We start from the raw sequence: 14729 nt of genomic DNA on the forward strand, positions 1-14729 counted from the left end.
AAATAGTATTAAAAGTTTAATAATTAGGTTGTTTTGCTCCGGATTCAATTTCTTCAATATGATGACAAGCTGCTTGATGAGTTCCTGTCATGTCTTTTGTTACTCTTAATTCTGGTACTTCGTTTTTACATTTTTCGGTTGCAAATGGACAACGTGTATGGAAACGACATCCAGTAGGAGGGTCAATCGGAGAAGGGACATCTCCTTTTAGGTGAATACGTTCCTGCTGATTACTAGGATCAGGTACTGGTATGGCTGATAATAAAGACTTCGTATAAGGATGTTTAGGATTATCGAATATTTCTTTTTTTTCTCCGATTTCAACTATTTTTCCTAAATACATGACGGCAACACGATCAGAAATATGTCGAACAACGCCTAAATCGTGTGCGATGAATAAATAAGTGAGATTTAAATCACGTTGCAGTTGTTTCAACAAATTTAGAACTTGTGCTTGGATGGAAACGTCTAACGCAGACACTGATTCATCACAAACAATGAATTTAGGATCAACAGCTAATGCCCGGGCAATTCCAATTCGTTGGCGTTGTCCGCCGCTAAATTCATGCGGAAACCGATCAAGTTGATGAGAACCTAGTCCTACTGTGTCTAGCAGTTCCATAATCTTGTCCATCCGCTCCGCTTTAGGTAAGACTTTTTGAATACTCATAGCTTCTTCGAGAATCTGTCTAACGGTCTGCCTAGGATTGATAGATGCATACGGATCTTGAAAAATAATTTGAAGATCTTTACGCTTTCTCCTCATCTGTTGCTTGTTTAAGGCAAGTAAATCGTCACCTTGGAATGTTATTTCACCTGAAGTGGGGTCATCGAGTCGAAGAACAGCACGTCCAGTCGTAGATTTTCCACACCCTGATTCTCCCACGATACTTAAAGTTTCTCCTTCATTTACATAAAAACTGACGTCATCAACCGCTTTGACATGGTTAACGGTACGCCCGAAAATACCACCTTTTATTGGAAAGTATTGCTTTAAATTATTGATTTCCAGCAGTTTTGTAGTCATCGACAACATTCACCTCCGCTTTTCCATCCCATTCGTCACTATAAATCCAGCATCTCACTTTATTTCCATTCTCTAATTCATCTAAATCAGGAAGCCGTTTTTCGCAGATGTCGCTGGCAAAAGGACATCTTGGGGCAAAGCGACAGCCATCAGGCATATTACCAGGCTTAGGGACATTGCCTTCTATAACATTCAATTCTTCCTGATCGATGTCATGTCTTGGCAAAGATTGCATTAAACCAACAGTGTACGGATGTTTTGGAGATCTGAATAACGAATGTACATCAGCATATTCGACAATCTTTCCAGCATACATGACAGCAACATAATCACATGTTTCTGCAACGACACCTAAGTCATGGGTGATGAGAAAGACTGACATTCCAAGTTGACTTTGTAACTTTTTTATTAACTCTAGAATTTGAGCTTGTATCGTTACATCTAACGCGGTAGTTGGCTCGTCTGCAATAAGCAGTTCAGGGTTACATGCTAAAGCAATAGCTATCATTACACGCTGACGCATACCGCCCGACAACTCATGAGGATATTGTTTAATTCGTTCTTTTGGTGAAGGAATACCGACTAATTCCAACATTTCAACAGATTTTGTGAGAGCTTCTTTTTTGGAGAGCCCTTGGTGAATTCTATAAACTTCCGAGATTTGTTCACCTACTGTATAAACCGGATTAAGAGACGTCATAGGTTCTTGAAAAATCATCGATATTTGATTTCCGCGCAGTTGCTGCATTTGGCGTTCCGACTTGGAAAGTAAATCCTCTCCATTCATAGAGATAGATCCTTCGACAATTTCACCAGGATGTTGAATCAGTCTCATTATCGATAAAGAGGTAATACTTTTTCCGGATCCGGATTCGCCAACTACCCCAACGGTTTTCCCTTTTGGAACATTAATAGTAACACCATCAACGGCTTTTATTTCATCTCCTTCAATAAAAAAGGAAGTTCGCAAGTCGGAAATTTCAAGAACATTTTCGTTCTGTGACATGTTTTTATTCCGCCTTTCTTTCTATTCGAGCATTCTATATTAGTTTAAATCAATTCTTTTGTTTAAGAACCGATAAGAAATATCAACGAGTAAGTTGACTATAATAAATATAACGGCAACAACTAAAACAGATCCTTGGACTGCAGGGAAATCCCGGGCTTGAATGGATTCAACAATGTAACGTCCTAATCCATTAATGGAAAAGACCGTTTCTGTTAAAACGGCTCCTGTTAAAAGTGTTCCAAATTCAAGTCCAATCACCGTGACGACAGGGATCAGTGCATTCTTCAAAGCGTGTTTGTAAATGACATAACGTTCTTTAACACCTTTTGCACGGGCTGTTCTAATATAATCTTGACTAATGACTTCAAGCATACTTGAACGGGTCATACGGGCGATAATCGCAGCACCGGCTGTACCAAGAGCTATAACTGGAAGCACAATTTGTTCTGGTGATCCCCACCCTGATACAGGAAATATTTTTAGCTCAATAGCGAACCATTGCATCAGCATTAATCCGAGCCAAAAGTTAGGCATAGATAAACCAAACAGAGCAATAATCATTGTAAGTGCATCAGTGAGTGTATAATGGCGGACGGCCGAAATGATACCTGCGATTAATCCTATAAATACACTTAGTATCATGCTGTAAAAAGCAAGTTCAAGTGTAACCCAAAAACGACTGAAAACTTCTTCTGTAACTTCTTGTCCACTTTGAATGGACGTGCCAAGGTCACCTTGGAGAGCGTTTAAGAGGAAATTAAAATATTGCATCGGAAGTGGATCATTTAACCCGAGACGTTCCCGGATTTGCTCAATTGTCTGCTGACTAGCAGCTTCCCCGGCAATAATTTGGGCTGCATCTCCAGGAACAAGATGCATCATTAAAAATACTAATATTGTGACACCTAGTAATACAGGTATAGTTTGCAAGATTCGTCTGATAGTAAAAACAAACACACGGTTCACTCCTTTCTATTACGATTTCATTTTAGGATCGAGAGCATCTCGTAACCCATCTCCAAATATATTAAATGCCAACACGACAATAACGATTGCTAAACCAGGAAACAAGGCGACATGACCAGCATCAAAGATGTAGTTTCGTCCATCACTTAACATTGCTCCCCATTCAGGTTTTGGAGGTTGGGCACCCAACCCGAGAAAAGAGAGACCAGCAGCAGTCAAAATAGCGGTAGCTATACGTAATGTAGCTTGGACAATAATAGGAGAAAAAACGTTAGGAAGCACATGACGAACAATAATTCGAAAGTCACTAGCTCCTAAGGCTCGAACAGCATCAATGTATTCTAATTCTTTAACAGAAAGAGTGGACCCTCTTACAATTCTTGCAAAAGATGGAACAGAAAAAACTCCAACTGCAATGATGACGTTATTTAAACTAGGTCCAAGTATCGTTACTACTCCAAGTGCGAGTAAAATACCAGGAAATGCGAGCAAAATGTCCATTGCTCTCATAATGAGAGTGTCAATTTTCCCTCCGAAATAGCCTGAAATAATGCCGAAAATTACCCCAACAATGGCACCAATCACAACGGAAAAGAATCCTATGTAAAGAGTGATGGACATGCCATGAATAATACGGCTGAATATATCACGTCCAAGATGATCAGTTCCAAACCAATGTTCAGCAGATGGTCCTTGAAGTTTATTGACAAGAACTTGTTCTCCTGCACTAAAAGGGACTAGATACGGGCCTACAAAAGCTGTAATAACAAACAAAAGAATAAGAAACCCGCCAACCATAGCGGCTTTATTCTTTTTAAGCCGCTTTACGATATTTTTAAAATTTTCAATGTGTGGATTTCGGGGTTTTTCTACAGGTTGATGAATTGTTGTTTCTGGCAATGATTAATCTCCTTTCTACATTCGTTATGTGTAAAATTCTTATATTTCAACATATTACAAAAATGAATTATATCATGATTGAATTATATTACAATGATAAATATATTATAACAAAATAATAGTGTAATAGACATGAATATGTAATCACTTTCTATATATTTACGTTATATATTTTGTTTAAATCTTGCCATCACCCTTTAAAGCAGGAAAGTGAAAAGGTATCTATTACAGAAATTTTTAAAAAATTCACTTGAATAATAATATTATATAAGTTATATTAGTAATTGTTTTAATTGAAAAAGACATAAGGGGTTGAAGTAATGAAGTTATCGCTGAATATTTTCAGAACATTCTTTCTTGCGGTTCTTTTCAGTCTAGTACTGGCTGCTTGTGCTAGCGAACCTAATGAAGGCGGGGAAGAAACAGAGCAAGATACAGGGGCAGAAGAAAATGGGGGAGAAAGTGATAGTGAATCGTCTAATGGACAAGATTTGACTATTGCTTGGTCGTCAGATGTAAAAGGAATTGATCCACAAGGTTCTAATGATGTTCCTTCTAGTAACGTCCAACATAATATTTTTGAAACGCTTGTAACCCAAGATGAAAACATGGACATTCAACCTAATTTAGCAACAGAGTGGGAGCAAACAGAGGACACAACTTGGGAGTTTACACTTCGTGAAGATGTTACGTTCCATGACGAGGCAGAATTTAACGCGGAAGCTGTAAAGGCGTCATTCGACCGGATTCGTGATGAAGATATTGGATCGCCGCGAGCTTTCTTATACGAAATGGTGGAAGAGGTTAATGTGATAGATGACTATACGGTCGAATTTGTAACAGAATTTCCGTTTGCACCACTACCATCTCACCTTGCTCATAATGGCGGTGGTATTATAAGTCCAGATGCAATTGAAGAAGATTATGCTGCGATGGAGGAAGGGGAAGACCCTGGTTCTTATATCGACGAGAATCCAGCCGGTACTGGTATGTTTAAATTACAAGAATGGGACTCTGGTAATAAAATCGTTCTTGAAAAAAATGAAGACTATTGGGGCGAAAACCCATCTCTTGATACTGTGACATTTCAAGTTACACCGGAAGACTTGACGAGAGTAGGCGAACTTGAAACGGGTAAATCTGATATTATTTTCCCTGTCAGTCCAAGTGATACATCCCGTGTCGACAATATGGAGAACGCAAGTATGTATGTGCAAAAGAGTTTAAGTTTGGAGTATATTAGTTTTAATACACAAAAAGAACCTTTTGATGATAAACGGGTTCGCCAAGCTCTTTCCATGGCTGTTGATAAAGACCAAATTGTGGATGGCATAATGGATGGTGCTGCTACAAAAGCAGTAGCACCAATTGGTGAAAACGTGTTTGGCTTTAGTGATGAAGTAGAAGGGCTTCCTTATGATCCGGAACAAGCGAAAGAACTTCTGGCTGAAGCTGGATACGAAGACGGGTTTTCTACAACACTTTGGACTAATGATGATCGGGAACGCCAAGATATTGCGGAAGTTGTACAACAACAATTGAAAGAAATTAATGTTGATGTAGAGATTGAAGTACTGGAATGGGGCGCTTACCTCGATAGTACAGCAGAAGGAGAACATGACATGTTTATCCTTGGTTGGAGCACTGTGACCGGGGATGCGGACTATGGAATGTATCCATTATTCCATTCTGACAATGTCGGTGAACCTGGAAACCGTGCGTTTTTTGAGAACGACGAAATAGATTCTGTTTTAGAAGAAGCACGCCGAGCAGGTGATGACGCCAAAAGAGAAGAGTTGTATAAAGAAGCGATGGAGTTACTAGTTGAAGAAGCACCGATGATTTATTCACACCATGATGATTATCTAGTAGGTGTTAGTGACGACGTCGAAGGATTTTGGAAACATCCAAATGGAATATTCCAGCTCCAAGATGTAAGCATATCTGAATAATTGAGATGAGGACTGTCCCAAAAGTGGTTAAAAGCAACTTTTGAGGACAGCCTTTTTTGTATTGGAAGACGAAGGTACACTTTGTTCCATGATTATTCTTAAAAAAACAACAAATAAAAATGCCGTTACTCGTTTGTTATTTGTTTTATTTACATACAATAATGGAGATGTTAGTGTAGTTCATTGTGTGAAAAACACTTTAAAACAATGGACAATAAAAATTCTAGGATGCAGTCGCCAACTGAAAGTGTTAGAGGATGGCAAACTTCATCTCATGAAAAGACAAAGGAGAGAAAAATATCACTACAAATGAACACAGCAAGTCAAAGATTGATTGGACGGTATTAGGAATAAGCGGAGGTCTATTATCTCTATTTGTTATTATTTCGTTTATTAATTTAGATGCTATTACGGCTTTTGTTAATACGACTTTCGGTTGGTCCGTCACTTATTTTGGTGCTTTTTGGCAATTGCTTATGTTAGCTACATTTGTTGTTTCCATTTGGCTTGCAATGTCAAAGTATGGAAAAATTAAATTAGGAAACATGTCGAATCCAGAAATTAGTACATTTAAATGGGTTTCTATGATAATGGCTACATTATTAGCTGGTGGTGGAGTATTCTGGGCAGCAGCAGAACCTATGTATCATTTCATGGATTCGCCCCCTCTATTTAATAATAACGGTAATGGAAGCGGAGCTGCGCCTGCTCTTGCACAAAGCTTCATGCACTGGGGCTTTTTAGCTTGGGCGATTCTAGGTACGTTGAGTGCGGTTGTGCTTATGTATGGTCATTATCATAAAGGTATGCCAATGAAACCGAGAACGCTGCTTTATCCAATGTTTGGCGATAAAATAAATCATGGAATAGCAGGGAAACTTATTGATGCTTTTTCTATTATTTCTGTTGCAGCAGGTACAATAGGTCCGATCGGTTTCTTAGGACTGCAGGCAAGCTATGGTTTGCAGGCTGTTTTCGGTATTCCAGACGTCTTTGTCACACAATTGGTTATCATTATTGGAGTAGTTATTATATCAACTATTTCTGCAGTAACTGGTCTATATAAAGGAATACAATGGTTAAGTAAATTTAATGTGAGGCTTGCTCTAGTACTTATGGCTATCTTACTCATTGTAGGACCGGCTGGATTTATCATCGATCAGTATGTAGTATCACTTGGAACTTACTTGGATCAATTCATTTCAATGGGTATGTACAGGGGCGATGATGATTGGCTTGGACTTTGGACAATATTCTTCTGGGGATGGTTCATAGGATATGGTCCTATGATGGCGATGTTAGTTAGTCGTATCTCAAGAGGACGTACCGTTCGAGAAATAATGATTGCTGTTTCCGTCATTGCCCCACTTGTTACTACGTTTTGGTTTACAGTCGTGGGTGGATCTGGAATCTTTTTTGAAATCCAAAATCCAGGTTCTGTTTCCGATGCACTTATGAATACAGGTATGCATGCAGCAATGATTGCTATAACAGAACAGTTTCCGCTAGCAAGTGTCATTACTCCGTTGTTTTTATTGCTTACGATTTTGTTTGTTGTAACGACTACGGATTCTATGGCATTTACGATTTCGATGGGAGTGACTGGGGAAGAAAATCCTCCAGGTAGTATTCGAATTTTTTGGGCAGTGCTTATGGGAATCATCGCAGCTATTTTGCTATACATCGGTGAAGGAAGCGTAGAAGCACTGCAAAACTTTATTGTAGTTACAGCTGTTCCTGTTTCTATTCTATTACTGCCGATGATTTGGTTAGCCCCTCGTGTCGTGAAGAAAATGGCAAAAGGTCAAGGGATAAAATAAATAATGTAAAAAGCTGTTCGGAAGTAGGTCCCGAACAGCTTTTTTACAATTTTTCTTATACCGAAGCTTCTTGAAGTTTGTGGATAATTTTTAGTGATTTTCCTGTTCCCATGGCTACAGCTTCTAACGGGTTAGGTGCCAGGTGAACGGGAACAATAATCTTATCACTGAGCCATTCCTGAATGCCACTCAACAGGGAACCGCCTCCTGTCAAGATAATACCTTGATCGACGATGTCGCCGCTTAATTCTGGCGGACAGCTTTCAAGTGTTTCCCGGATGGCCTCCAAAATATGATCGAGTGATTCAGAAATGGCATCGTGAATTTCACTAGAACGTAATACAATCGGTTTTGGTAGACCGGTCACAAGGTCGCGCCCTCTTATTTCTATTGATTGCTCTGGATGATTAGGATCAGCATTTCCTATGTTTATCTTCACTTCTTCTGCTGTCCGTTCCCCAATCAACAGGTTATAAGTCTTTCTTACGTATTGAATAATATCTTCATCTAAGTTGTCTCCGCCTCTTCGTACGGATTGAGACGTTACCACTCCCCCGTAAGAAATAATTCCTACTTCCGAGGTTCCACCTCCAATATCGACCACGACGTTTGCTACAGGCTCGTCCACTGGCAAGTCAGCACCAATAGCCGCTGCTACAGGTTCTTCAATTAAATGCACAGATTTTGCACCACAACTTATGATGGCGTCACGAATAGCGCGGCGCTCGACAGAAGTGGAGCCGCATGGAGTGCAGACAATGACTTTAGGTTTCCGAATGGAAAACCCGGTGTCCTTACTAATTCGTTTCATGACATGTTTTAACATGGTAGAAGTTATATCGTAATCAGCTATGACTCCTAGTCTCAAAGGACGCATTGCGACAATATTGCCGGGTGTTTTCCCAACCATGTCTTTTGCTTCTGTACCAACAGCCAACACGTTATTTGTGTCAGTGTTAAGAGCAACGACGGAAGGTTCGTTTAGCACAATGCCTTTTTCCTTTGTATAGACGAGAATATTAGCTGTTCCCAAATCAATTCCAATTTCAGCGTTTGATATCATCCGAATTCACCCTTCTTGAGGTTATTTTTCTCATTTCCCCATTGTAAAAGCCTGTAGCTGACTTTGTAAGGGGCGAATAGATTAGAACAGGAGAAAAAATAATATGTGAATGAGATATAGGATGAAAGCCTTTAAAGCTGATTATATAGTCAATATATCCCCTTAATATAGCAGGTGAAGGAAATCTTCTTTATCTATTGGACCAAAGTATTCCTGTAAATTAAATGGAGAGATGGCTTCTTTTATGGCATTGGACTCATACTTGGTTCCTTCTAAAGTCCGTTCGATGTCTGCGACTTCTGATACACCGAAAAAGTCACCGTATATTTTGCATTCTTGAATGACTCCTTTTTTTACATTGAAACGGATGTCTATGAGACCAGCGTCAAATTTTTTAGATCTGTGGATATCAAAAGAAGGGGATTTACCATAATTCCAATCCCAGTTATTGTAGCGTTTATCTGCAATTTGGTGAATTTGATCCCAATCTTCGTCTGATAAGGTATACGTAGGGATTATGTCATCTTCTCCAAAAATAAATCGAAGCAGCAGATGTTTGAAATCTTCGACAGTTAATGGTTCATCTAAATAATCGTTAATATTTCCGACCCGGCTTTTGATAGATTTGATTCCTTTTGATTTTATTTTTTCATCTTTCACATTAAGAGCAGAGACAATATTTTCTGTTTTCGAATCAAGCATTAATGTTCCATGACTGAACATGCGACTCTTCGATGAAAACTGAGCATTACCGGATATTTTTTTGCCATCTACTTGTAAATCGTTTCTACCAGACATTTCTGCTGGTACACCCATGCTGTTTAAGGCATCAACGACGGGTTGTGTAAACTTTTTGAAATTGTGAAAGCTATCACCGTCATCTTTTGTAAGAAAACTAAAATTGAGGTTGCCGAGGTCATGGTAAACTGCGCCACCGCCGGACAATCGTCTCACTACATGAATGTCATGTTCATTGACATAGTCGACATTGATTTCTTCAATGGTATTTTGATTTTTACCTATGATAATGGATGGTTTGTTAACATAAAACAATAAATACGTGTCTTCTTTATCAAGATCCATATGATGAAGGGCGAATTCCTCTATAGCTAGATTTATTCGCGGATCAGTGATTCCTTCATTATCGATAAAACGCATGGAATGTCCTCCCTTGAAACAATTATTATGATTTTATTATCGCATAAGGCAGCTACGATAGCCAATTACTAGCAGTTATAGGCGTTATATATTCTCTAAAAGAGCATATTGGCATAAGAACGATAATGTTTAGAATTTTTCGGGAAAATCTAAGCAGAAGCAAAGCATTACGATAGGAGAGAAGTTGGCGTTATGTTCTTTTCCTTCTATAATACTAATAAGATAATTAAAATGAAGCGTAAGGAAAGTTGGTTAAAAGATGAAGCGATTGCTTCTTATCCCTGGTTTTATTGTTATTGGATTCCTCATGCAGTTAAACGCAGACCACCTGCCAACAATAGAAAGTAATTTCACTTCCGTTGTGGAAAACGGAGATGAATGGGGTTGGGACTAAACCTTTATAAGAATGAAAAATGCCGAACGATTTTACAAAATCGTTCGGCATTTTTCGTTCCTAAGACAAATCGCTGCGCCAAAATACTTCGCTTTCCGCGGGCACGGCTCGAGCCTCCTCGGCAGAAAACCCCTGCCTGCGGGGTCTCGAGACACGTGCTTTTCCCGCAGGAGACGAAGTATTTTGGCTCCGCTAATATGCAGCTCTTGACCAGCACCACAAGACATTCGTGTTTACTACCGCATATTTTTCTTTTGTCCCAACCTCTTTTGTTTGTTTATGAGATAAAAGAGTATATTTGAATCAACCAAGAAAGATTAAGCTGAAATCATTGACTTTTCTTCTGAACCTAACTAAAATAACGATAAACAAGTAAACTTATAATGTTGATAAGCATACTATGAATTAACAGAAGATACAACGTTTCTATCCTCGTAAAAAAAAGGAGGAAGGCTCATGATTACTTATGAAACCATGAATCAGAGCGAGATAGATGAGGTTAACAAAGTACTTGAAGGAAAAAGTGCTCGTGATGTAATACGCTGGAGTTATGACAATTATGGTGATGATTTGGTTTATGCCTGCAGCTTTGGAGTGGAAGGAATAGTTCTTATTGATTTGATCAGCAAGATAAAATCGGACGCCACAATAATATTTTTAGATACAGATTTTCATTTTAAAGAAACGTATGATTTAATTGACAGAGTGAAAGATCGTTATCCAACCTTGAACATCAAAATGCTCCGTCCGAAATGGACCCCAGAAGAACAAGCAGAGCAAGAAGGTGACAAGTTGTGGGAAACAAATCCAGACCGCTGCTGTCAAATTAGAAAGTTGGAGCCGTTAGAAAACGAACTTCAACAATACCATGCGTGGATGTCGGGATTAAGAAGAGAACAGTCCCCTTCACGTAAAAATACGGAGTTTGTGAATGTGGACAATCGTTTTTCTTCCGTGAAAATTTGCCCTCTTATTCACTGGACGTGGGATGACATTTGGATGTATGTAGAAGCATTCAACCTTCCGTATAATTCTTTACATGACCAGAACTACCCTAGTATTGGATGTATTCAATGTACATCCGCTGTCTTAGATGGAGATGATTTAAGAAGCGGTCGTTGGAACGGTCAAGGGAAAACAGAGTGTGGATTGCATAAATAAATAGAAAGGACAGTGGTAATATGACGCTTAGTACACCCAATGGAGGAACATTAATTAACCGAAAAGATTTTTCTAAAGATACGTCAAGTATTGATACAGCAATTGAATTGGATGATGTTTCTGTATCAGATTTAGAATTAATAGCAAATGGGGCTTTCAGTCCTTTAACCGGTTTCTTAAATAAAAAAGAGTATGATTCTGTTGTCGACAACATGCGCCTGACAGATGGTTCAGTGTGGAGTATTCCAATCACACTTCCTGTGGATGAAGATACGGCATCACAGTTGGAGGCAGGTAAAGAAGCTCGTCTTGTTTATCAAGGTACGACATATGGGGTTATTCAAATTGAAGAACTATTTACCCCGAATAAAAAATATGAAGCGGAAAAAGTATATCAAACGACAGATGATGAACACCCAGGAGTTAATAAATTATATGAACGCCCTAACCAGTATGCGGCAGGAGATATTACATTGGTTAAGGAAATTCCGCATGAGCAATTTAATGCTTACTACCTTGATCCCGCTGAGACAAGAGAAGCTTTTGCTAAAAAAGGCTGGAAGACGGTCGTCGGCTTTCAAACGAGAAACCCGGTTCATCGTGCGCACGAGTATATTCAAAAAACTGCATTAGAAACCGTCGATGGTTTGTTTTTAAATCCACTTGTTGGAGCAACGAAAGCAGGCGATATTCCTGCAGATGTAAGAATGGAGAGTTATGAAGTTCTATTAAAGGATTATTATCCTGAACAGCGTACTTTTTTAGCGGTTTTTCCGGCAGCAATGAGATATGCAGGACCAAGAGAAGCCGTTTTCCACTCCATGGTACGCCGAAACTATGGATGCACGCACTTTATTGTTGGAAGAGATCACGCAGGTGTGGGCGATTATTACGGTACGTATGATGCTCAAAAAATCTTTCAGGAATTTACCCTCGAAGAACTTGGAATCAAACCGCTCTTTTTCGAACATAGCTTTTACTGCACCAAGTGTGAAAACATGGCATCAGCAAAAACGTGCCCTCATGGAAAAGAAGACCACGTTATTTTATCTGGCACGAAAGTAAGAGAAATGTTGAAAAACGGTGAGAAACCGCCACGTGAATTCAGCAGACCTGAAGTAATCGAAGTATTAATTAAAGGGATGCAAGAAACGGTATCATAGTTTTGACAGAGAATGGAGAGGGGCAAGGGCAAAATGGATTCTAAAAATATTGTTTGGCATGATGCGTCTGTAGATCGAAAAGAAAGAAATAATAAAAATGGGCATGAAAGCTTTGTGCTTTGGTTTACTGGACTTTCCGGATCAGGGAAGTCAACGCTTGCAAATGCTGTATCTAGAAAATTGTTTGAAGAGAATAAACAGACATACGTCTTAGACGGCGATAATGTACGTCATGGTTTAAATAAGGATTTAGGTTTTTCACCAGAAGCTCGAACAGAAAACATACGCCGAATTGGTGAAGTAGCAAAACTATTCGTCGATAGCGGTCAAATTGTGAGCACAGCCTTTATTTCTCCGTATCGTGAAGATAGACAGCAGGTTCGCGATCTTTTACAAGAAAATGAATTTATAGAAATTCACGTCGATTGTAGTTTGTCTACTTGTGAAGAAAGAGACCCTAAAGGATTGTATAAAAAAGCTAGAACAGGTGAAATCCCATCTTTTACAGGTGTTAGTTCTCCTTATGAAGCACCTGAAAATCCTGAAATTGTCGTAAATACGGAAGAAAATTCAATTGAAGCTGCTGTTGATATTATTGTTAAAAAGCTAGAAGACAAAGGATTAGTGTAACAGCATTTTTTGAAAACTGCATTGTCGGGGAGGATAAACATCATGAAAACTGGAAAAGTGTATCTTGTAGGAGCCGGCCCCGGTGATGCAGGACTTATAACAGTGAGAGGTTTAGAATGTTTGGAAAAAGCAGACGTTGTTTTATATGATCGTCTAGTAAATCCACTTCTACTAGAGAGAGTGAATGAAGAAGCAGAGTGTATTTATTGTGGAAAACTTCCGGATCGTCATCACCTCCGTCAAGAAGCTATCCAACAGTTATTAATTGACAAAGCAAAAGAAGGACTCCGGGTTGTTCGCTTAAAAGGTGGAGACCCAGGAATGTTTGGAAGAGCAGGTGAAGAGGCAGAGGCTTTAGTAGATGCTGGGATAACCTATGAAATGGTTCCAGGCATTACCGCTGGCATGGCAGTTCCGTTATATGCCGGGGTTCCGGTCACTCATCGTGATTTTTCGGGAAGTTTTGCTGCTGTAACAGGACATACAAAAGCGGAAAATGGACAACCTTCACCGAATTGGAAAGCGTTAGCAGAAGGTATAGATACAATTGCTTTTTATATGGGGAGGAAAAACCTTGAAACTATTGTAGAGCAGCTAACAACATACGGAAAATCTCCTCATACTCCTGTCCTCACTGTTGAGTGGGGAACGACAGGAAGACAGCGTACGATTGAAGGAACACTATCTACTATAAAAGAAAAGGCCGACGAAGCGAATGTGAAAAACCCTGCAATGACTTTAGTTGGAGAAGTGGCTTCTCTTCATAAACAGTTGAATTGGTTTGAGAAAAAACCTTTGTTTGGGCAATTTGTATGGGTCGTAAAAACATCATCATTTCCAGGTGAAATAGCGAATGTGTTGCGAGAAAACGGGGCTGAAGTTTTAGAGGCGCCGTGTTATTTATTTAATAAATCAAAGGTAACATTTCCTGATGAGGTAAGTCGTTATCATTCCCTATATTTCAATGCTTTTGAAAGTGTCTCGTATTTTTTTGACATGTTAAAACAAAGGCAGATTGATATTAGGTTTTTGCCAAAAAATATTTCTGGGAGTACTCAAAGAATTGTAAATAAATTAGCCGAATATGGAATTTTCGCAGAAAAACAGAATATTCAAAATATAGATAACCCAGATTATTGTTTGTGTATCGGATCTGAAGAATCGTTGTCTAGTATTACAAATCTTTCTTCTTATTGTACTCATACTGTCATTAAAAGCTCTAAAACCCGTGAGACACTGGATAGACTGATTCAAGATGATCTTATTAATGCTGTTGTTCTTCCTTCTTCGAAAGCTATAAATACCGTGATTGAAGAACTGTACAACGCAGGTGTTTCTGCTGTAGAATGGTTAAACAATAAGACAATTATTTGTTATGGTCCACATACGAAAGAAGCTGCAATAGCAAAAGGTTTGACGGTACACAGCACGTTAACGTCTCCGAATAGTAAAGAATTGGTTAGTACCTTACGAAGTGACCTTTAGG

13 protein-coding genes are annotated in these 14729 nt (G+C 39.0%); 7 read left to right on the forward strand and 6 right to left on the reverse strand.

Going from position 1 to position 14729, the window contains the following annotated elements; genetic code table 11:
- Nucleotides 1–16: 16 nt before the first annotated feature.
- The 4 genes from J2S78_RS15990 to J2S78_RS16005 are packed head-to-tail and all read right to left on the reverse strand — an operon-like array spanning nt 17 to nt 3902.
- Entirely contained in the window at nt 17–1027 is a 1011-nt protein-coding gene (locus J2S78_RS15990) for an ABC transporter ATP-binding protein (RefSeq protein WP_306900158.1), read from the reverse strand.
- Nucleotides 999–2033 carry an ABC transporter ATP-binding protein gene (locus tag J2S78_RS15995; RefSeq protein ID WP_306900160.1) on the reverse strand — a complete coding sequence of 345 codons (1035 nt, stop codon included), beginning with the start codon at nt 2031–2033 and terminating at the stop codon, nt 999–1001. The genes J2S78_RS15990 and J2S78_RS15995 overlap by 29 nt, the downstream gene beginning before the upstream one ends.
- Before the next feature lie 39 nt (nt 2034–2072).
- Entirely contained in the window at nt 2073–2993 is a 921-nt protein-coding gene (nikB, locus tag J2S78_RS16000) for a nickel ABC transporter permease (RefSeq protein WP_306900161.1), read from the reverse strand.
- An 18-nt stretch (nt 2994–3011) separates the two neighbouring features.
- Nucleotides 3012–3902, reverse strand: coding sequence for an ABC transporter permease (locus J2S78_RS16005; protein ID WP_306900162.1), 891 nt, complete (start codon nt 3900–3902; stop codon nt 3012–3014).
- Nucleotides 3903–4222: 320 nt separating this feature from the next.
- Between J2S78_RS16005 and J2S78_RS16010 the strand changes: the two genes are divergently transcribed.
- Nucleotides 4223–5854 carry a glutathione ABC transporter substrate-binding protein gene (locus J2S78_RS16010; protein ID WP_306900163.1) on the forward strand — a complete coding sequence of 544 codons (1632 nt, stop codon included), beginning with the start codon at nt 4223–4225 and terminating at the stop codon, nt 5852–5854.
- Nucleotides 5855–6153: 299 nt separating this feature from the next.
- Entirely contained in the window at nt 6154–7674 is a 1521-nt protein-coding gene (locus tag J2S78_RS16015; RefSeq protein ID WP_306900290.1) for a BCCT family transporter, read from the forward strand.
- A gap of 55 nt (nt 7675–7729) precedes the next feature.
- On the opposite strand, the gene mreBH is transcribed toward J2S78_RS16015, so the two are convergent.
- Together mreBH and lplA are read right to left on the reverse strand one after the other, a co-directional pair.
- Nucleotides 7730–8737, reverse strand: coding sequence for a rod-share determining protein MreBH (gene mreBH / locus J2S78_RS16020; RefSeq protein ID WP_306900164.1), 1008 nt, complete (start codon nt 8735–8737; stop codon nt 7730–7732).
- 162 nt (nt 8738–8899) lie between these two features.
- Nucleotides 8900–9895, reverse strand: a complete 996-nt coding sequence (lplA, locus tag J2S78_RS16025) for a lipoate--protein ligase (protein WP_306900168.1) — start codon at nt 9893–9895, stop codon at nt 8900–8902.
- 259 nt (nt 9896–10154) lie between these two features.
- On the opposite strand from lplA, the gene J2S78_RS16030 reads away from it, so the two are divergent.
- From J2S78_RS16030 to cobA, 5 genes are all read left to right on the forward strand, one after another.
- A complete protein-coding gene (locus J2S78_RS16030; protein ID WP_306900170.1) occupies nt 10155–10289 on the forward strand; it encodes a hypothetical protein in 135 nt (44 codons plus the stop codon).
- Between the two features lie 456 nt (nt 10290–10745).
- Nucleotides 10746–11450, forward strand: a complete 705-nt coding sequence (locus J2S78_RS16035) for a phosphoadenylyl-sulfate reductase (protein ID WP_125556725.1) — start codon at nt 10746–10748, stop codon at nt 11448–11450.
- 20 nt (nt 11451–11470) lie between these two features.
- Nucleotides 11471–12613, forward strand: a complete 1143-nt coding sequence (sat, locus tag J2S78_RS16040; RefSeq protein WP_306900172.1) for a sulfate adenylyltransferase — start codon at nt 11471–11473, stop codon at nt 12611–12613.
- A gap of 33 nt (nt 12614–12646) precedes the next feature.
- Nucleotides 12647–13243 (forward strand): adenylyl-sulfate kinase, encoded by a 597-nt coding sequence (gene cysC / locus J2S78_RS16045; RefSeq protein ID WP_125556727.1) that lies wholly within the window; start codon nt 12647–12649, stop codon nt 13241–13243.
- 42 nt (nt 13244–13285) lie between these two features.
- Nucleotides 13286–14728: a uroporphyrinogen-III C-methyltransferase gene (gene cobA / locus J2S78_RS16050; protein WP_306900174.1), complete on the forward strand. Its 1443-nt coding sequence runs from the start codon at nt 13286–13288 to the stop codon at nt 14726–14728.
- Nucleotide 14729: the final 1 nt, after the last annotated feature.

This window comes from Salibacterium salarium (assembly GCF_030813635.1).
Taxonomy (GTDB): Bacteria; Bacillota; Bacilli; order Bacillales; family Marinococcaceae; genus Salibacterium; species Salibacterium salarium.

Bases quoted from the DNA above. Each gene is read 5' to 3' on its own strand.
- J2S78_RS15990 (WP_306900158.1), bottom strand. From the start codon at position 1,027: ATGACTACAAAACTGCTGGAAATCAATAATTTAAAGCAATACTTTCCA.
- J2S78_RS15995 (WP_306900160.1), bottom strand. From the start codon at position 2,033: ATGTCACAGAACGAAAATGTTCTTGAAATTTCCGACTTGCGAACTTCC.
- J2S78_RS16010 (WP_306900163.1), top strand. From the start codon at position 4,223: ATGAAGTTATCGCTGAATATTTTCAGAACATTCTTTCTTGCGGTTCTT.
- mreBH (WP_306900164.1), bottom strand. From the start codon at position 8,737: ATGATATCAAACGCTGAAATTGGAATTGATTTGGGAACAGCTAATATT.
- lplA (WP_306900168.1), bottom strand. From the start codon at position 9,895: ATGCGTTTTATCGATAATGAAGGAATCACTGATCCGCGAATAAATCTA.
- J2S78_RS16030 (WP_306900170.1), top strand. From the start codon at position 10,155: ATGAAGCGATTGCTTCTTATCCCTGGTTTTATTGTTATTGGATTCCTC.
- J2S78_RS16035 (WP_125556725.1), top strand. From the start codon at position 10,746: ATGATTACTTATGAAACCATGAATCAGAGCGAGATAGATGAGGTTAAC.
- sat (WP_306900172.1), top strand. From the start codon at position 11,471: ATGACGCTTAGTACACCCAATGGAGGAACATTAATTAACCGAAAAGAT.
- cysC (WP_125556727.1), top strand. From the start codon at position 12,647: ATGGATTCTAAAAATATTGTTTGGCATGATGCGTCTGTAGATCGAAAA.
- cobA (WP_306900174.1), top strand. From the start codon at position 13,286: ATGAAAACTGGAAAAGTGTATCTTGTAGGAGCCGGCCCCGGTGATGCA.